Genomic DNA, 19,209 nt, shown 5'->3' on the forward strand with positions numbered 1-19,209 from the left:
TTTAGCTAGATTTTGTTATAATATAAGAACATTATACCAGAAAGCAAAGAAAATATGTTAGAAATAAAAAACCTGACAGGAGGCTATGTCAATATCCCTGTCTTAAAAGATGTTAGTTTTGAGGTTGGCGATGGTCAATTGATTGGATTGATTGGCTTGAATGGAGCAGGAAAGTCAACGACCATTAATGAAATTATAGGTCTCCTGCGTCCCTATGCTGGTGAAATCCGGATTGATGGCTTGACTCTAGTGGCTTCTCCAAGTGCTTATCGCAAAAAAATTGGTTATATCCCAGAAACCCCTAGCCTTTATGAAGAATTAACTTTACGTGAGCATATTGAGACAGTAGCTATGGCCTATGATTTGGATCAAGAAGCTGTTTTTGCGCGTGTGACTCCTCTCCTGAAGCAATTTCGACTAGAGGAAAAATTGGATTGGTTTCCTGTCCATTTTTCTAAGGGGATGAAACAAAAGGTCATGATCATTTGTGCCTTTGCTGTTGATCCAAGTTTGTTTATTGTGGATGAGCCCTTTTTAGGCTTAGATCCAGTTGCAATCTCAGATTTAATTCAACTATTGAATGCAGAGAAAGAAAAAGGAAAATCTATTTTAATGAGTACCCATGTTCTGGATTCTGCTGAAAAAATGTGTGATGCCTTTGTCATCCTCCATAAGGGACAGGTCCGTGCCCAGGGGACTTTAGAGGAATTGCGAAAAGAGTTTGGAATGGCAGATGCGGATTTGAATGAGATTTACCTTGCACTAACAAAAGAGGCTGACCGATGATAGAAGTACTAAAAAAGAGGAAAGCGAGCTTTCGCAATCAGTGTTTGAAATATTCTCGCTATGTGTTTAATGATCACTTTGTTCTCTTTCTCTTGATTTTTCTAGGTTTTTTAGCAGTTCAGTACAGCCAATTTTTGCGCTCTCTACCAGAAGATAAGAGCCTTCTCCTCCTTGTACTTGTCCTAGCTCCCTTTCTCCTGCTTCCTGTTGGTTCAATCGCAACCTATGTTGAGAAGCCAGACATGATTTTCCTCCTAGTAAAAGAAGAGGAATTGAAGGGCTATTTGAAACAACAAACCTTACGAGCGACTATTTTCTGGGGAATTGTGCAAACCTTTGTGCTTGTCCTGTTTGTCCCTTTGGCTCTGGCTTTAGGACTGTCTCTTGCCATTGTAGGGGTTTATTTGGTTGCTCTCTTTCTCTTGAAAGTTCTTGTTTTTCAAGGGAAGGGGAAAAGATTCTATAACCAGGCGGGTCTTGATTGGAAGCGAATCGTAGAGCTTGAAAACCTGAGAAAGCAAAGTATTCTAAGGTTTTTTGCCCTTTTTACAACAGTAAAAGGAATGACTAATAGCGTAAAACGGCGGGCTTATTTAGATAAGCTGACAAAAATGGTTCCGAAAGTCAGCGACAAGACCTGGAACAACTTGTATCTCCGTTCTTATCTCAGAAATGGGGATCTGTTTTCCATGAGCCTGCGTCTATTAGGACTATCAATAGCGGTCTTTCTCTTCATCCCGCAAACACTAGTAGCAGTGGCTGTCACTGGGCTCTTGAATTATTTACTTGTTTTTCAATTGCTTGGACTCTACAAGGCCTTTGACTATCAATATTTAACGCGACTTTTCCCCTTGGAAAATCGTGCTAAGACACGAGGGCTTCTTCAAACAGTTCAATCGGTGACTTTGTTTGTGGCTCTCATCGAGGGAGGCCTAGGATTGGTGGTCTTTGAAGACAAACTTCTTGTCTTGGCCTTGCTAGCTTTCACAGCCTTTTTAGCCTATGTTTATGCACCTTTCAAGGTGAGACGATTAGTTGACGAAACGCCTTAAAATTAGTAAAATAGATGGGAAACTTTTTACGGAGGAATAGATGGACTCGAACGAAAAAGAGCTAACGTTGACCCCAATTGCTGGTAAAAGCGGGAAAGCCTTTATGGGGACTTACCCGGATGGGGGGAAAGTATTTGTCAAAATGAATACAACTCCAATATTAGCGGGGCTAGCTAAAGAACAAATTGCTCCACAACTCTTATGGAGCCGACGCTTACCTGACGGAAATGTGATGAGCGCACAAGAATGGTTAAATGGAGAAATTCTAACTCCAAATGGGATGGGGAAAAAGCAAGTGGTTCATATCCTGACTCGTTTGCACCGTTCACGCCCCTTGATGACGCAGTTGAGAAAATTGGGCTATACGGCAGAATCTCCGCTGGATTTATTGAATTCTCTGAGCAGTCAGTTGCCAATCGCTTTGCGTCAAAACAATTATTTGCAATCTGTGTTAAAGAGTTTAAGACAGACTGTTCCAGCTTTTCGAGAAGATTATGCGACCATTGTTCATGGAGATGTACGCCACAGTAACTGGATTGAAACGGACAGTGGATTTATCTACTTGGTTGATTGGGATTCTGTCCGCTTAACAGATCGGATGATGGACGTGGCTCATGTTTTAAGTCACTACATTCCAGACTTTCAGTGGCAGGATTGGTTGGTCTATTACGGCTATAAGTACAACGAAACTGTATTTGGTAAATTGTACTGGTTTGGTCAATACTCTTTCCTTTGTCAGATTGTAAAATACTATGAAAATAATGATTTAGAGAATGTTAACCGGGAAATTTATGCCTTGCGTAATTTCCGGTCAAAATATGGGAAGGAAGCATGAGAGTTAGAAACCGCAAAGGTGCAACCGAATTATTAGAAGCCAATCCGCAATATGTCATCTTAAAACCAGAAGAAGCCAAAGGGAAGTGGCATGAGATTTTTGGAAATGACCATCCGATTCATATTGAAGTGGGAAGCGGTAAAGGAGCCTTTATCACTGGAATGGCTAAACAAAATCCAAATATCAACTATATTGGGATCGATATTCAAAAATCGGTATTGAGCTACGCTTTGGACAAGGTGTTAGAAGCCGATGTTCCGAATATCAAGTTGCTTTGGGTAGATGGAGATAGCCTGACCAATTACTTTGAAGATGGTGAAATTGATCAATTGTATCTCAATTTCTCAGATCCTTGGCCGAAGAAACGTCATGAAAAACGTCGCTTAACTTATAAGAGTTTCTTAGATACCTTCAAACAGATTTTGCCAGAGTATGGGGAGATTCATTTTAAGACGGACAATCGAGGACTCTTTGAATATAGTTTGGTGAGTTTTTCTCAATACGGAATGACTTTAAAGGGTGTCTGGTTAGATCTTCATGCGAGTGATTTTGAGGGCAATGTCATGACCGAATATGAAAAGAAATTCTCAAGTAAGGGTCAGGTTATTTATCGAGTTGAAGCACAATTTTAAAGTCTAGATAAGGATTAAGGAGGCTGGGACAAAAGTCCTAGCCTCTCAATTGTCTTTGGATTGTCGAGCAAGACGCAGTGGTTGAGTGGGCTCTACTAGGCTGATTTCAGCAGCTTTTATAGCCCTACTCAACTGTGCGGAGGTGCGACGACGAAATCGAATTCTAACGAATGACCGATTTCTATCCCACTCTCGTTTTTCTTTTTGATGATAGCTGTAAGAATGAGGAAGGCGAAATTCTTGCATTTCGACGGAACTTGTGCTAAAATGTTTAAAATGAATAGAAAAGGAGAGGCGAAGACATATCTTCGCCTCTTATCTGTGAGGAGGTGTTGTCCTATCGCAACAATTGTTGAATTAGTAACAGAAATTATTGAACCGGTCATCCAAGCTCCCTTTGAATTAGTGGATGTTGAATATGAAAAGGTTGTAGGAGATTATGTTCTAAGTATCTTTGTTGATAAGCCAGGTGGTATTACCCTGAACGATACAGCAGATTTAACAGAAGTGATTAGTCCTCTGTTGGATCAGATTCAACCAGATCCATTCCCGGAACAGTACTTCCTAGAAGTGACGAGTCCTGGTTTGGAGCGTCCCTTAAAAACCAAAGATGCAGTGGAAAAAGCTCTGGGTCAATATATCCATGTCAGCTTGTACAAGGCAGTTGACAAACAAAAGGTTATTGAAGGAACACTCGTTAAGTTCGAAGATGACCAATTGACCATGGAATACATGGACAAAACCAGAAAGAAAACCATTGAAATCCCCTATAGTCTTGTATCGAAAGCAAGATTAGCTGTCAAATTATAGCAGAAAAGAAAGGAAGGCTCTTAGTAGCTTAAGAGCAAGAAAAGAATGAGTAAAGAAATGCTAGATGCTTTTCGCATCTTAGAAGAAGACAAAGGAATCAAAAAAGAAGATATCATTGAAGCTGTCACAGAATCATTGCGTTCAGCTTACCGGAGACGGTATGGCCAAGCCGAGAGTGCTGCTATCGAGTTTAATGAAAAGACTGGTGACTTCCGTGTTTATACCGTTCGTGAAGTAGTAGACGAAGTTTTTGATAGCCGGTTAGAAATTAGTTTGAAAGATGCTCTTGCGATTAGCTCTGCCTATGAATTGGGAGACAAAATCAAATTTGAAGAGGCTCCTGCTGAGTTTGGCCGTGTCGCAGCACAATCTGCCAAACAAACCATCATGGAAAAAATGCGCAAGCAAACTCGTGCGATTACCTATAACACTTATAAAGAACATGAAAATGAAATTATGAGTGGAACTGTGGAGCGTTTTGATAATCGCTTTATCTATGTGAATTTAGGATCTATCGAAGCTCAATTGTCTAAACAAGATCAAATTCCAGGAGAAGTTTTCCAATCTCATGATCGCATCGAAGTATTTGTCTACAAAGTAGAAGACAATCCTCGTGGGGTGAACGTATTCGTAAGCCGTAGCCATCCAGAAATGATCAAACGTTTAATGGAGCAAGAAATTCCGGAAGTTTACGATGGAACGGTTGAAATCATGAGCGTAGCGCGTGAAGCTGGCGACCGGACCAAAGTTGCTGTTCGTAGCCATAATCCAAACGTGGATGCGATTGGAACCATCGTTGGTCGTGGTGGATCGAATATTAAAAAGATCACCAGCAAGTTCCACCCAGCTCGCTATGATCAGAAATTGGATCGTATGGTTCCAACAGAAGAAAATATTGATGTCATTGAGTGGGTCCCAGATCCAGCAGAATTTATCTACAATGCCATTGCTCCTGCTGAGGTCGATCAAGTTATCTTTGACGAAGAAGACAGCAAACATGCCCTTGTGGTAGTGCCAGATAGCAAACTATCTCTTGCGATCGGTCGTCGGGGTCAAAACGTACGCTTGGCGGCTCACTTAACTGGCTACCGGATTGATATCAAATCAGCTAGTGAGTACGAAGAAATGGAAGCAAGTCAAGAACCTGCTTTTGAAGAAGTAGAAAGTGATTTGGATTCTGTAGACGAATAGGGAGGGAATCATGGTAAAGACAAGAAAAATCCCTTTACGCAAGTCTGTTGTTTCAAACGAGGTCATCGATAAACGAGATCTCTTGCGAATCGTAAAAAATAAAGAAGGTCAAGTTTTTATCGATCCGACTGGGAAAGCAAATGGTCGTGGTGCTTATATCAAACTGGATAATGAGGAAGCACTTCAAGCTAAAAAGAAGAAAGTCTTCAATCGCAGCTTTAGCATGGAAGTGGATGAAGCTTTTTACGACGAATTGATTGCTTATGTGGATCATAAGGTGAAGAGAAGAGAGTTAGGCCTTGAATAAGCAAAAAGTCAGTAATTTATTGGGATTGGCTCAGCGAGCAGGGAAAATTATCTCTGGGGAAGAATTGGTTATCAAGTCTGTTCAAGAAGGAAAGACTTGCTTAGTTTTTCTAGCAGATGATGCCGCTCCCAATCTTACAAAAAAAATCACAGATAAATGCCACTATTATGGCGTTCCGGTATTAACCGTGTTTTCAACACTAGAATTAAGCACTGCCATTGGTCGCTCACGAAAGGTTGTGGCCGTGACAGATGCTGGATTTTCAAAGAAAATGAGGTCTCTTATGGAATAGAAGAGGAGGACAGCAATTGTCTAAGAAAAGATTGTATGAGATTGCCAAAGAACTAGGCAAGGAAAGTAAAGAAGTCGTCACACGTGCGAAAGAATTAGGGTTGGAGGTAAAGAGTCACGCTTCTAGTATTGAAGGTGAAGCTGTTGAGCGTTTGGTGAATAGTTTTGCATCAAAGGCTCCTCAAACTCCTAAAGTGACGGAAGAAAAACAAGTAAAAGTTGTGCCGGTTGCAAAAGAACCCGTTGCAAACAATACAGAAAAAACAACTGAAACAGCTGTAGCACCTGTTGTGAAGCCAAAGAGTCGTAATTTCAAGGCGGAACGTGAAGCCCGTGCGAAAGAGCAAGCTGAACGTCGTCAACAACAAGGAAATCGACCTAAAAAACAACAAAACGACCGTCGGGACGGAGATCGTTTCCAAAATCGCAATGAGCGAAAGAATCAAGGGAATGACCGTCGAAATCAAGGGAATGATCGTCGTCGCGATCAAGCTGGAAATGGTCAAGGACGTCCAAATCCAGTAAACGGTGCACCCAAGATTGATTTCAAAGCCCGTGCTGCAGCATTAAAGGCAGAGCAAAATGCGGAATATGCACGTGGTAGTGAAGAACGCTACAAGCAAAACCAGGCAGCCAAGGTTGAGCAAGAACGACAACAACGTCGTAAGCGCGAAGAAGTGGTTGCCACTGAAGTTGTCGCTTCACAACCAAAGGCGGAGCCAGTGAAAGCAACTCCAGTAGCGAGTCCAAGTCCTGCAGCAGTTGATACACGTCGGAAAAAGCAAGCTAGACCAGACAAAAAACGTGAAGATTTTGATCGTGAAGAAGATGGTCCAAGAAAACAACAAAAGAATCGAAGTAGTCAAAACCAAGTGAGAAATCAAAGAAATAGTAACTGGAATAACAACAAAAAGAATAAAAAAGGAAAGAATAACCGCAATGAAGCTCCAAAACCAGTAACAGAGCGTAAATTCCATGAGTTGCCAAGTGAATTGGAGTACACAGATGGAATGACGGTTGCGGAAATCGCAAAACGGATTAAGCGTGAGCCGGCAGAAATCGTTAAGAAGCTCTTCATGATGGGCGTGATGGCGACACAAAACCAATCTTTGGATGGCGATACCATTGAACTTCTGTTAGTGGATTATGGAATTGAAGCTAAGAAAAAGGTTGAAGTGGATAATGCGGATATCGAGCGCTTCTTCGTCGAAGATGGTTATTTGAATCCAGATAAATTGGTGGAGCGTCCACCAGTTGTTACCATTATGGGACACGTTGACCATGGTAAAACAACCCTTTTGGATACCCTTCGTAACTCACGGGTTGCGACAGGAGAAGCCGGTGGGATCACCCAGCATATCGGAGCCTACCAAATCATGGAAAACGGCAAGAAGATTACCTTCTTGGATACACCTGGACACGCAGCCTTCACCTCTATGCGGGCACGTGGTGCATCTGTTACCGATATTACCATCTTGGTCGTAGCAGCGGATGACGGGGTTATGCCTCAGACGATTGAAGCCATTAACCACTCAAAAGCGGCTAACGTTCCAATTATCGTTGCCATTAACAAGATTGATAAACCAGGTGCCAATCCAGAACGTGTTATTGGAGAATTGGCAGAACACGGCGTTATGTCAACTGCTTGGGGTGGAGATTCTGAATTTGTAGAAATCTCAGCCAAGTTCAACCAAAACATCGATGAGTTGTTGGAAACGGTCCTTCTTGTAGCTGAAATCCAAGAACTCAAGGCAGACCCAACAGTCCGTGCTATTGGTACCGTTATCGAAGCGCGTTTGGATAAAGGAAAAGGTGCGGTTGCAACTCTTCTTGTGCAACAAGGTACTTTGAATGTCCAAGATCCAATCGTTGTCGGGAATACTTTCGGGCGTGTCCGTGCCATGACCAATGACCTTGGACGTCGGGTTAAGGTTGCAGGTCCTTCCACACCAGTTTCGATTACTGGTCTAAACGAAGCGCCGATGGCGGGTGACCATTTTGCGGTTTATGAAGATGAAAAATCAGCGCGTGCAGCGGGTGAAGAACGTGCCAAACGTGCCCTCTTGAAACAACGGCAAGCAACTAATCGTGTCAGCCTTGAAAACCTCTTTGATACTTTGAAGGCTGGTGAAGTGAAATCTGTTAATGTCATTATCAAGGCTGATGTACAAGGTTCGGTTGAAGCCCTTGCTGCTTCCCTTCAAAAGATTGAAGTAGAAGGTGTCAAGGTTACCATCGTTCACTCAGCGGTTGGTGCTATCAACGAATCAGACGTTACCCTCGCAGAAGCTTCAAATGCCTTCATCATTGGATTTAACGTCCGCCCTACTCCTCAAGCGCGTCAGCAAGCTGAAGCTGATGAGGTAGAAATCCGTCTTCACTCAATCATCTACAAAGTGATTGAAGAAATGGAAGATGCCATGAAGGGAATGTTGGATCCTGAGTTTGAAGAGAAAGTCATCGGGGAAGCGGTTATTCGTGAAACCTTCAAAGTCTCTAAAGTGGGTACCATTGGTGGATTTATGGTCCTCAGTGGTAAGGTCACTCGTGATTCCAAAGTTCGTGTCATTCGTGACGGTGTCGTGATTTATGATGGCGCTCTTGCTAGCTTGAAACATTATAAAGATGATGTCAAAGAAGTAACCAACGGTCGCGAAGGTGGATTGATGATCGAAGGCTACAATGATATCAAGACGGATGATACCATCGAAGCTTACATCATGGAAGAAATTAAAAAATAAACTGTTAACTAGGAAAGAAGAGAAGAAATCTCCCATTTCCTAGTTTTAAAGACAGATCAGAAAGGAGTTCCTATGGCAAGTCATTTTCGGACAGACCGAGTAGGGATGGAAATCAAGCGTGAAGTCAACGAAATTTTGCAAAAAAAAGTTCGTGACCCACGTGTTCAAGGTGTCACCATTACGGATGTTCAGATGCTAGGCGATTTGTCTATGGCTAAGGTCTACTATTCGATTATGAGTGACCTGGCTTCAGATAATCAGAAGGCTCAGACAGGGCTTGAAAAAGCAACAGGAACCATCAAGCGCGAATTAGGTCGGAATTTAAAATTATATAAGATTCCGGATTTAACCTTTATCAAAGATGAATCCATTGAATATGGAAACAAAATTGATCAAATGTTACGAGAGCTTGATAAAAAATAATGAACAAAACGATAGATTTTGTAGAGTCTATCGTTTTTTTAGGACAAAATTCAGAAGAAATTTCAAAAAAAAACTTGTGTCCAAGTGGTGGATGTTTTAAAATAGAGTGAGTAAACTTTTATCGAATGATGATGGAGGAAAGAAATGTCCATTGATTGGCAGAACATTTTATTTAACTTCTTAGGTGGCTTGGGTCTCTTTCTCTATAGTATTAAAACCATGGGAGAAGGCTTGCAACAGGCTGCAGGGGATCGCCTTCGATACTATATTGATAAATATACGAGTAATCCCTTTCTAGGGGTTCTAGTAGGGATTGGGATGACTGCTTTGATTCAGTCTAGTTCAGGGGTTACAGTGATTACGGTCGGTCTGGTGAGTGCTGGACTTCTAACCCTCCGTCAAGCTATTGGTATTGTTATGGGGGCCAATATTGGAACTACTGTTACCTCCTTTATCATTGGTTTTAAATTAGGAGACTACGCCTTGCCTATGCTTTTTATCGGAGCGATTTGTCTCTTCTTTACCAAAAATCGTTTGGTTAATAATGTTGGACGAATCGTTTTTGGTGTCGGTGGTATCTTCTTTGCCCTCAACTTGATGAGTGGGGCTATGGAACCTCTTAAAGATTTGCAAGTTTTTCGTGACTACATGGTGGAGTTGAGTAAAAGTCCTATCTTGGGTGTCTTTGTCGGATCAGGATTAACTCTTTTGATTCAGGCTTCCTCTGCAACCATTGGTATCTTACAAAATCTCTATGCTAGTCATTTGATTGACCTTAAAGGGGCTCTCCCAGTTCTCTTTGGTGATAATATCGGAACGACCATTACAGCCATCATTGCTTCCTTGGGAGCAAATATTGCGGCCAAACGTGTGGCGGGTGCCCATGTAGCCTTTAATGTTATCGGAACCATTATCTGTCTTGTCTTCCTTGTTCCGTTTACATCTTTGATTCAATGGTTTGAAACGACTCTTCATTTGTCTCCCGAGATGACCATAGCCTTTGCTCACGGGACCTTTAATATTACCAATACCATCATCCAGTTCCCCTTCATTGGAGCTTTGGCTTACTTTGTGACGAAATTGATTCCTGGTGAGGATGAAGTGGTCAAATACGAACCACTTTACTTGGATGAAAATCTGATTACCCAAGCTCCTTCGATTGCTTTAGGAAATGCCAAAAAAGAACTATTGCATTTAGGAACCTATGCTGAAAAGAGTTTCGACTTGGCCTATCGCTACATTGTAAATCAAGAAGAAAAGCTAGCTGAAAAAGGCCATAAAACAGAAGAAGCCATTAATACCATCGATGATCAGTTGACCAAATACTTGATCCGCTTGTCTAGTGAAGCTCTGAGTCCAAAAGAAAGTGAATCCTTGACTAATATTTTGGATTCTTCTCGAGATTTAGAGCGGATTGGAGACCACGCGGAATCCTTAATCAACCTGACGGACTACCTCATTCGGAAGAAAGTTGTGTTTTCTGATAATGCCTTGGCTGAATTAGAAGATATCTACCAACAAACTGCTACTTTTGTTAAAGATGCACTTAGAAGTGTAGAAGAGGATAACCAAGAGTTGGCAGCAGAGTTGGAACAGCGCCATCAGGCAATTGAAAAGCTCGAAAAGAAATTGCGGAAGACCCATATTTCTCGTCTAAACAAGGGCGAGTGTACACCTCAAGCAGGTGTCAACTTTATTGATATGATCTCTCACTATACACGTGTTGCAGACCATGCCATGAATTTAGCAGAGAAGGTACAATTAGAGCAGATCTAAAAAAGCAAAAAGAGGCTGGGACAAAAGTCCTAGCCTCTCAATTGTCTTTGGATTGTCGAGCAAGACGCAGTGGTTGAGTAGGGATCTACTAGGCTGATTTCATCAGCTTTTACAGTCCTACTCAACTGTGCGGAGGTGGGACGACGAAATCGAATCTAACGAGTGACCGATTTTTGTCCCACTCTCTTTAGATTGGTATAACATTTTTTTTAAAACTTTCCTTAGGTGAGTACGGACGTCAGCGAACTTCTTCGAAGTTCCATGACTAATTATTGAGCCTAAGGTCTCAATAATTCCGTGTACCTAGACCTTAATTGATCTAGGCACTTTTCTCACAGCGGAAAGTTTTAGATCTGCCTAATTTCTCAAAAAAGATAATTTTTTAAAAAAATCATCTATCTATTTTATGGAAAAAGTTTGTCAATATTCTGAAATCCAGTTCTTTAGAACTGGATTTCTTATTGTATTTATAAAGAATATTAATATATTTAAATAAAATAGGTCTAGACCATTTACAAATGTAGCACAAAGGATTATAATGTGTATGAATATATCGGTAGAAAAAGAAAGGAAATCACCATGACAACCTATATACAAGCAGATCAATTCTTTTATCCCCATGGAATTCGTAAGGGAGGATATCTAGAAATTGTCGATGGCAAATTCGGAAAACATGTGGATCAGCTACCAGAGGGAGCTACCGTTTTGGACTATACCGGCTATAGTATTGCTCCTGGTTTGGTCGATACGCACATCCATGGATTTGGTGGAGTTGACGTTATGGACAACAACATTGAGGGGACCCTTCATACTATGAGCGAGGGGCTCTTGAGCACAGGGGTTACTAGCTTTTTGCCAACAACTTTGACCTCTTCTTATGAGCAATTATTAGCAGTAACTGAAAACATTGGCGCACGATACCAAGAAGCTTCCGGTGCAAAGATTCGTGGGATTTACTTTGAAGGACCTTACTTTACAGAGAAGTACAAGGGAGCTCAAAATCCAGCCTATATGAAAGATCCTCGGATGGATGAATTCCGTGCATGGCAAAAAGCAGCCAACGGCTTGCTCAATAAAATTGCCCTTGCTCCTGAGCGGGAAGGTGTAGAAGACTTTGTCCGTACAGTAACAGGAGAAGGGGTGACGGTTGCGCTTGGGCACTCCAATGCAACCTTTGACGAAGCCAAAAAAGCAGTGGATGCTGGAGCTAGTGTCTGGGTGCATGCCTATAACGGAATGCGTGGCTTGACGCACCGTGAGCTTGGAATGGTTGGGGCTATGTACCAACTTCCTCATACTTATGCAGAGTTAATCTGTGATGGCCATCACGTTGATCCAAAAGCCTGTGATATTCTCCTCAAACAAAAAGGAGTGGAAAATATCGCTTTGATCACTGACTGTATGACAGCTGGTGGCTTGGAAGATGGCGACTACATGTTGGGTGAATTCCCTGTTGTCGTAGAAAATGGAACAGCCCGTTTGAAATCGACAGGGAACCTGGCTGGTTCGATCTTGAAGCTTAAAGATGGATTGAAGAATGTTGTTGAGTGGGGCATTGCCAATCCTCATGAAGCGGTCATGATGGCGAGTCTCAACCCTGCTAAATCCGTCCATATTGATGATGTCTGTGGCCAAATCCGTGAGGGTTATGACGCTGACTTTATTGTATTGGATAAAGATTTAGAGTTGGTAGCAACCTTCTTGGATGGCCAAAAACGATTTGAAGCTTAATGGTGAAAAATAGGTTCAAATACGAATCGATTGCTTTTGATTTCTTTTACCAGTTTTAAAATTGAATTTCTTCCATGAGGCTGGGACAAAAGTCCTAGCCTCTTAATTGTCTTTAGATTGTCTAGCAAGACGCAGTGGTTGAGTGGGCTCTACTAGGCTGATTACATCAGCTTTTACAGCCCTACTCAACTGTGCGGAGGTGGGACGACGAAATCGAATTCTAACGAATGACCGATTTCTGTCCCACTCTCATTTAAATAGGATTCCTTAGCCTAGCCATTTGTCTCTTTGCTCCGATACATGGTATAATGAAATTAATTGAATCGCGAGGTAGTTTTATGCATAAGATAAATGTACGTTTTTTATTGATGGGGTTGTTTTTCTTTATCTACGGTATGTTACGCCGTAGTCCCGTCATTCTAGTGGCAGGTAGTGCCTTTTTACTCTACGCCTTTTTTAGTAAGTCGATGGTGCAACCTAAGGAAAATATCTTTAAGCCAAAGTTGCGCTTGAATGCGAAGACTTCTAAGTCTGGTAAAAAAAACAAAGGAAAGTGACGGGCAATAAGATGAAGAGCTACAAACTAAATGATGGACGCCAAATTCCTGTACTAGGTTTTGGTACTTGGAAGGCGAAAGATGGCGAAGAAGCTTATCAAGCAGTAAAAACAGCCTTAGAAGCGGGCTATCGCCATATTGATACGGCAGCCATCTATCAAAACGAAGAAAGCGTCGGAAAGGCTATCCGGGATAGTGGTATTCCAAGAGAAGAACTTTTTGTAACGACCAAGTTGTGGAATAATCGTCATACCTATGAGGATGCTTTCAATGGCCTAGAAGAATCTTTGCACAAATTGGGACTAGACTTTATCGATTTGTATTTAATCCACTGGCCAAATCCTGTGACCCACCGAGAAAATGAGGCCTGGAAAGAACGGAATCGTGAGGTTTGGAGAGCCATGGAAGATATGCAGGCAGAGGGTAAAATTCGCTCGATTGGCGTGAGTAACTTTTTGCCTCATCACCTGGATGCTCTGTTGGAGAGTGCCAAAGTTCTTCCAGCAGTCAATCAGATTCGCTTGGCTCCTGGGGTCTATCAAGAGGAAGTAGTCCGTTATTGCCGTGAAAAAGGAATTTTATTGGAGGCTTGGGGGCCATTTGGTCAAGGAGAGCTTTTTCAAAATGAGACAGTTCTTGCATTGGCTAAAAAATATAGTGTAACTCCAGCCCAGCTTCTTTTAGCTTGGAGTTTAGCAGAAGAATTTTTACCTTTGCCTAAATCAGTGACTCCTGAACGCATTGCAAGTAATCTTCAATGCACTACAATCGAATTGGCTCCAGAAGACTGTGAGCTCCTTCGGAAGATCCCAGTAGAAGCGGGAGCGCCAGACCCAGATACCAAAGACTTTTAAGACAGTAAGTTAGTTGATTTATAAAAGACAGTGAGAGTTTGCTCTCGCTGTTTTTTTTGTGCAATGAGATAAAAAAACGGATGATTGGTTTTAGTTTTCTAATTATTTGAATTATAAAATCACTAAAAACAAACAAAAAACACCTAATTAAAGATATCATGCGGAAATATTACAATTTGATAACAAAGTTAATGTTGAGTGAATTTTCTGAAAAATTAGGAGTATAATAAGAATAATTTAGTATATAGGGGGAATTTTATGAGTAAACAGCGTTTCTCATTGAGAAAATATAAATTTGGTGTTGCATCGGTGCTGTTAGGGTCGGTCCTTGTCTTTGGAGCAGGAAATGTAAGTGCGGATGAAACAAAACAACCAGAGACTGCAGTAATTGCATCTGCAGAAGCAAATCCAGCGTTGCCAAGTGAGTCTGCTTCTCCTGTAAGTGATCAGGCAAATGAGCAGACTAGAGACTCAGTAGTTGAAAATGGTAAAGTTGTTGACGAGCCAGCCTCTTCAGAAAAAGAGGCAACAAGTCCATCTGTCGAATCAGGTAGCCAAGTAGTTGCCCAGGAAGCAAAAACAGAGGATAAAGCTACTGAAAAGCAAGTAGAAGCTGTAACTAAAAATGAGGCTAAACCTGCAGAAAAAGCAAGTGAGGGACAGGAAAAAACAGAAGTTAAACCCTCTTCAACAGAGGAGAAGGCTGAGGCTAAACCTGCAACAGAAGCAAGAGCTGAAAAGAAAGCTGAAGACAAACCATTCAGTATCAGCAGCAATACGATTATTAATGTGCCTCAAACTTGGGAAAAAGGCTACAAGGGTGAAGGGACTGTTGTTGCAGTCATTGACTCTGGTTTAGATGTCTACCATGAAGTATTGCGGATTTCAGACCCGACAAAAGGGAAGTTCAAAAATCAAACAGAATTAGAAGCTGCAAAAAAAGCAGCGGGAATTGATTACGGAAAATGGTACAACGATAAGGTCGTCTTTGCTTATGATTATATGGATGGAGATGACAATATTAAAGAAAAAGACCATGATTCACATGGTATGCACGTAACAGGGATTGCGACTGGGAACCCTGACAAAAAAGCTGGGGATGGCAACTATGTATACGGAGTTGCTCCAGAAGCCCAAGTGATGTTTATGCGTGTTTTCTCTGATCGTAGTGGATCAACCAGTGATGTTGTCTATGTGAAAGCGATTGATGACGCAGTTGCATTGGGAGCGGACGTCATCAACATGAGTTTGGGATCTGTGACAGGTTCTACAGTGAATGCTAGTCCCGCTGTCCGAGAAGCTATCCAACGAGCACGCGCAAAAGGGGTTAGTGTCATTATCGCTGCCGGCAATAGCAATACCTATGGATACGGTTATGACAATCCAAGTGCTGAAAACCCTGATTACGGTGTCGTGGGTAGTCCTTCAACCGTAGAAGAGTCTATTTCAGTTGCCTCAGTAAATGATTCATTTGTAACAGAAGAAGTCTTTACAGTACGTGGTTTGGAAGACAATGCCGACTTGGATAAAGGGAAGTTTACCTATACAGCAGCTGAAACAGATGCTAATTTTGAAAATGGGAAAGAATATGACTATGTGGATGCTGGTTTGGGGCGTGAGAGTGATTTAGAAGGTCTCGATTTGACTGGTAAAGTCGCCCTCATCAAACGTGGTGAAATCACCTTCTCAGATAAGGTCGCTAATGTCTATAAAAAAGGAGCGATTGGCGCCCTCATTTACAATAGTGTCGAAGGCGCGAATGTCAAAATGGGCCTCGAAGGCGATGCGAGAAAGATTCCTGCGGTATTTATTTCTAAGCGCTATGGAGAAGCGATCAAAGACAAAGACTACAAGATAGTCTTTGATGGCAGTCTGGATAACCGTCCAAACCCTGACGCAGGAAAAATGTCTGAATTCTCTAGTTGGGGAGTGTCAACGGATGGACAATTGAAACCAGATGTCACAGCACCTGGTGGATCAATCTTCTCTTCACTAAATGACAATAGCTATGGCAGTATGAGTGGAACCAGTATGGCCTCTCCTCATGTGGCTGGGGTATCGGCTTTGGTGAAGGAATACCTCCAAGCTCACCATCCAGAACTTTCACCAGAGGAGCTATCTGCAACGGTCAAGGCCTTGATCATGTCAACTGCAAAACCGCACTTTAACAAAGAAACGGGCGCCTACACTTCAGTACGTCAACAAGGGGCAGGGATTGTAGATACTGCTGCAGCCGTCTCAACAGATTTATATGTAACGAATGAAGATGCATACCCAAGCGTAACTCTTGGTAATGTGGAAGATCGATTCAGTTTTGATGTGACCGTTCATAATATTTCTGATACTGACAGAGAGTTGAAGATGATTGTGAATACCACTACCGACGATGTAAAAGACGATCACTTTACCTTGAAGCCACGGAAATTAACAGAGACTGTATGGCCAAATGTAACTGTAAAAGCCCATAGTAGTCAGACAGTGACGGTGACTGTCGATGCATCTAAGTTTGCAGAAGAATTGACTAAATTGATGCCGAACGGTTACTTCCTAGAAGGATTTGTTCGCTTTGTGGACCCTGCAGATGATGGCGATGTGGTTAGCATCCCATTTATGGGCTTCCGTGGTTCTTTCCAAGATATCCCTGCGGTTGAAAAACCAATCTACAACTTGGTAAGAGAAGGGAAATCAGGATTCTACTATGATGTCCCAGAAACCAAACACGTGCCATCGAATGCAAACGTCACCTCTTTAGTTTCAAACACGAATGATGTGCTCTATACGACTGCTAAGAAGGAAACAGCAGAACGAAGCCCAATCGTTCTTGGAACAGTGGAAACACCAGAAGGTTTGAACGTCCTCCATTTGGATGCTGATGGCAATGTCCGTCTGGCTATTTCTCCAGATGGAGATGGAAACAAAGATTACGTGCAGTACCGTGCAGTCGTCTTGCGAAACCTAAATAATATGAAAGCGGCTGTCTACAAGGCAGATGATCAAGCTTTTGCTAACCCAATTTGGACAAGTACAGGAGCTTTCTCTGCTCGTAAGAATTACTTTGATGGACGTGGGAAACGATCTTATCTAGTCGACAACTCGGCTTGGGAAGGAACGGATGCCAAGGGTGAAAAGGTGGCGGATGGTCACTATGTCTATGAGGTTCGTTATACGCCAGCAGTTCCAGGAGCAGAGGAGCAAGTTGTTCGCTTTAACCTCCAAATTGACACCCAAAAACCAGTCTTGACTTCAGGTTATACGACCAAGAAGGATGGAGTAGAAACCTTCTATGCTTGTAAAACAAAAGATATTGGCAACGGTGGAATCTTACGAGAGCAAGTCTTCTATGTCAAGGCCTTTGATGAAGAAGGAAACCTGGTTAAGGAGGGGAAAGATGTCCTAGGGAAGACTAGCCGCTTTGAAAACCGTGTCTATTTAACGGCAAATGAGGACGGTGGCTATACTCTTCCAGAAGGAATCAGTAAAGACTTACTTTACTATGTGGTTGAAGATTACGCTGGAAACCGCGACTTTGCCTCTCTTGCTGATTTTGCTGGTACTGAAGATAGTGGCCGGATTAAGGTATCAGTCTTAGATACCGATACACATCAAGAGTTAGATACTGATTTTGTCTACCGTATCAAGGATGAACAAGGACAGTATGTCAACTTAGATAAAGGGAAAGAAATCAATTTCCTTAAGTTTGGTAGCTATGTTGCAGAACTCTTTGCCTATGATAAATCAGATCTGAAACTCGTCAGCGAACGAACTCAGAAATTTGAAATCACTGCAGAGGATAGCTTTAAGACCATCGAATTCTTGGCTAAAGAGATTGTCACTGCACCTTTGAGTCTGGTCTTTGATCAAGCAGTACCAAGAACAACACCAGTTTTCTTGAAAAATGAAGCTGGCGAAACCTTTGTTCTTCCAGTTCAACGCTATGGTAAGAATGCCTTTGGAAAAGATGTCCCAGTTGGAACCTATACGATTTCAGTCAGTCTACCAACAGGCTATGAGTTGTTTGAGGATGCACCGACTGTGACCGTTCTGGCGGATCAAAACAACCTCGCAAAACTTTCTGTTGTCATTAAGACCCAATTGTTGCAATTGCTGGCTCAACAAGCTAACTTGACCAGCACTCCTCAGTACTTTAATGCAACAAGTGAAAAACGTTTAGCTTATGATGCAGCATACCAAGAAGCTCAGAAAGCTCTTGCGACTAAGTTATCACAAGCAGAAGTTGACCAAATCTTTTCAAATCTTGGATTGGTAACCAGTCAATTAGATGGGAAAGAGTCTGATTTCACAGCGCTAAAATCAGCTATTGCTGCCTATGATGCGACTTCAAAAACAGGCCGTTATGCGAATGCTAAAGATACTGCTCGGCGTGCCTTTGATCAAAGCTTTAAGGAATTGGCCCTCTTGCTCGTTCGTGAAGGTGTGACACAAGAGCAAATCAACCAAGCACTTGCGAACTACCAGACTGCTGATCAACAGTTAAATGGGAAAACAACTGATTTTTCAAGTCTTAAGAAACTGATTGCGTCAGAACTCCAGTTCCAAGCTAAGAACGCTAAGTTTATCTATGCAGCAGATAAGGTGAAGGTGAACTACCTTCAAGCCTTTATCCGCGCTCAAGCTGTACTGGCTAATCCTGGTGCTAGTCAACAGGAAGTCAAGGCGGCCTTAGCAGAGGTTAAAGCTGCTAAGAAAAAGTTAAATGGGAAAAAACCAAAGGTTGCAAAACGCCCATAACAGTCACCTTTCTTTGAAAGGAATTTCTACAAGTCTGAAACAACTGTTTCGGACTTGTTTTTTGTTTACACTCGAATAGAAATCTGCTATAATACTAGTCAAGAAAGAAAGGCTTATGGCGTTTTTTTAGCGAGTTTGGGACAGTGAAAGCCAAGTGGAACAAGATAGGCAAGTGGCGCTTTCTCTCAGTAGATAGCTGAGTACAGTAGAATAAAATGAAGTAATAAATTAGGGTGGAACCGCGTTTCTGACGCCCCTAGGTCATTTGGCTTAGGGGGAAAGACACGGTTCTTTTTGCATTCTGAGTCGCAAGAAATTATAGAAAAAGGAGTTAACAAGGTCTAAAAAACTAACCTTCCACTGCGTCAGTGGCAGAGACCTCCTTTCAGTCGGGCTGTCCCACGCTCAGCACTAGGGTGCCTGAGCTAGACGCAGTACTAACTCGTCTTGCCTCGTATGATCGACGAGGCAGAC

Annotated in this window: 14 protein-coding genes and 2 pseudogenes; all 16 read left to right on the forward strand. The window is 42.1% G+C overall.

Annotated features, from left to right (window positions below):
* Positions 1 to 54 precede the first annotated feature (54 nt).
* The 16 genes and pseudogenes from I2D56_RS07720 to I2D56_RS07790 all read left to right on the forward strand — a co-directional run bounded on the left by I2D56_RS07720 (position 55) and on the right by I2D56_RS07790 (position 18,735).
* Entirely contained in the window at positions 55 to 786 is a 732-nt protein-coding gene (locus tag I2D56_RS07720) for an ABC transporter ATP-binding protein (protein ID WP_195348289.1), read from the forward strand.
* A complete protein-coding gene (locus I2D56_RS07725; protein WP_023027713.1) occupies positions 783 to 1,838 on the forward strand; it encodes an ABC transporter permease in 1,056 nt (351 codons plus the stop codon). The genes I2D56_RS07720 and I2D56_RS07725 overlap by 4 nt, the downstream gene beginning before the upstream one ends.
* 40 nt (positions 1,839 to 1,878) lie before the next feature.
* Positions 1,879 to 2,673, forward strand: coding sequence for a cell cycle regulator CcrZ (ccrZ, locus tag I2D56_RS07730; RefSeq protein WP_195214380.1), 795 nt, complete (start codon positions 1,879 to 1,881; stop codon positions 2,671 to 2,673).
* The gene (gene trmB / locus I2D56_RS07735; protein ID WP_195348290.1) at positions 2,670 to 3,305 is read left to right on the forward strand and encodes a tRNA (guanosine(46)-N7)-methyltransferase TrmB; all 636 of its coding nucleotides are present in this window, start codon (positions 2,670 to 2,672) and stop codon (positions 3,303 to 3,305) included. Before ccrZ ends, trmB begins: the two co-directional genes overlap by 4 nt.
* Positions 3,306 to 3,626: 321 nt before the next feature.
* A complete protein-coding gene (gene rimP / locus I2D56_RS07740; protein WP_081698240.1) occupies positions 3,627 to 4,115 on the forward strand; it encodes a ribosome maturation factor RimP in 489 nt (162 codons plus the stop codon).
* A gap of 45 nt (positions 4,116 to 4,160) precedes the next feature.
* A complete protein-coding gene (gene nusA / locus I2D56_RS07745) occupies positions 4,161 to 5,306 on the forward strand; it encodes a transcription termination factor NusA (RefSeq protein ID WP_023022285.1) in 1,146 nt (381 codons plus the stop codon).
* A 10-nt stretch (positions 5,307 to 5,316) separates the two neighbouring features.
* Positions 5,317 to 5,613 carry an RNase P modulator RnpM gene (rnpM, locus tag I2D56_RS07750; protein WP_006596879.1) on the forward strand — a complete coding sequence of 99 codons (297 nt, stop codon included), beginning with the start codon at positions 5,317 to 5,319 and terminating at the stop codon, positions 5,611 to 5,613.
* Positions 5,606 to 5,905, forward strand: a complete 300-nt coding sequence (locus I2D56_RS07755; RefSeq protein WP_023022287.1) for a YlxQ-related RNA-binding protein — start codon at positions 5,606 to 5,608, stop codon at positions 5,903 to 5,905. Before rnpM ends, I2D56_RS07755 begins: the two co-directional genes overlap by 8 nt.
* A gap of 31 nt (positions 5,906 to 5,936) precedes the next feature.
* Positions 5,937 to 6,011, forward strand: a pseudogene (locus I2D56_RS09930) (hypothetical protein); the annotation flags it as partial.
* 336 nt (positions 6,012 to 6,347) lie between these two features.
* A pseudogene (gene infB, locus I2D56_RS07760) lies at positions 6,348 to 8,645 on the forward strand (translation initiation factor IF-2); the annotation flags it as partial.
* Between the two features lie 72 nt (positions 8,646 to 8,717).
* Positions 8,718 to 9,068, forward strand: a complete 351-nt coding sequence (rbfA, locus tag I2D56_RS07765; RefSeq protein WP_023022291.1) for a 30S ribosome-binding factor RbfA — start codon at positions 8,718 to 8,720, stop codon at positions 9,066 to 9,068.
* A gap of 144 nt (positions 9,069 to 9,212) precedes the next feature.
* Complete coding sequence (locus tag I2D56_RS07770; RefSeq protein ID WP_023022293.1) at positions 9,213 to 10,844, forward strand: Na/Pi cotransporter family protein; 1,632 nt, start codon at positions 9,213 to 9,215, stop codon at positions 10,842 to 10,844.
* A 579-nt stretch (positions 10,845 to 11,423) separates the two neighbouring features.
* On the forward strand, positions 11,424 to 12,575 hold the full coding sequence (nagA, locus tag I2D56_RS07775) for an N-acetylglucosamine-6-phosphate deacetylase (RefSeq protein WP_120701211.1): 1,152 nt from the start codon (positions 11,424 to 11,426) through the stop codon (positions 12,573 to 12,575).
* A gap of 338 nt (positions 12,576 to 12,913) precedes the next feature.
* Entirely contained in the window at positions 12,914 to 13,132 is a 219-nt protein-coding gene (locus I2D56_RS07780) for a hypothetical protein (RefSeq protein WP_042507434.1), read from the forward strand.
* 11 nt (positions 13,133 to 13,143) lie between these two features.
* Complete coding sequence (locus I2D56_RS07785; RefSeq protein WP_120701210.1) at positions 13,144 to 13,986, forward strand: aldo/keto reductase; 843 nt, start codon at positions 13,144 to 13,146, stop codon at positions 13,984 to 13,986.
* Between the two features lie 258 nt (positions 13,987 to 14,244).
* Entirely contained in the window at positions 14,245 to 18,735 is a 4,491-nt protein-coding gene (locus I2D56_RS07790) for a S8 family serine peptidase (protein WP_195348291.1), read from the forward strand.
* Positions 18,736 to 19,209 lie beyond the last annotated feature (474 nt).

Origin of the sequence: Streptococcus australis (genome assembly GCF_015553625.1) — a bacterium.
In the GTDB taxonomy this organism is placed as follows: Bacteria; Bacillota; Bacilli; order Lactobacillales; family Streptococcaceae; genus Streptococcus; species Streptococcus australis_B.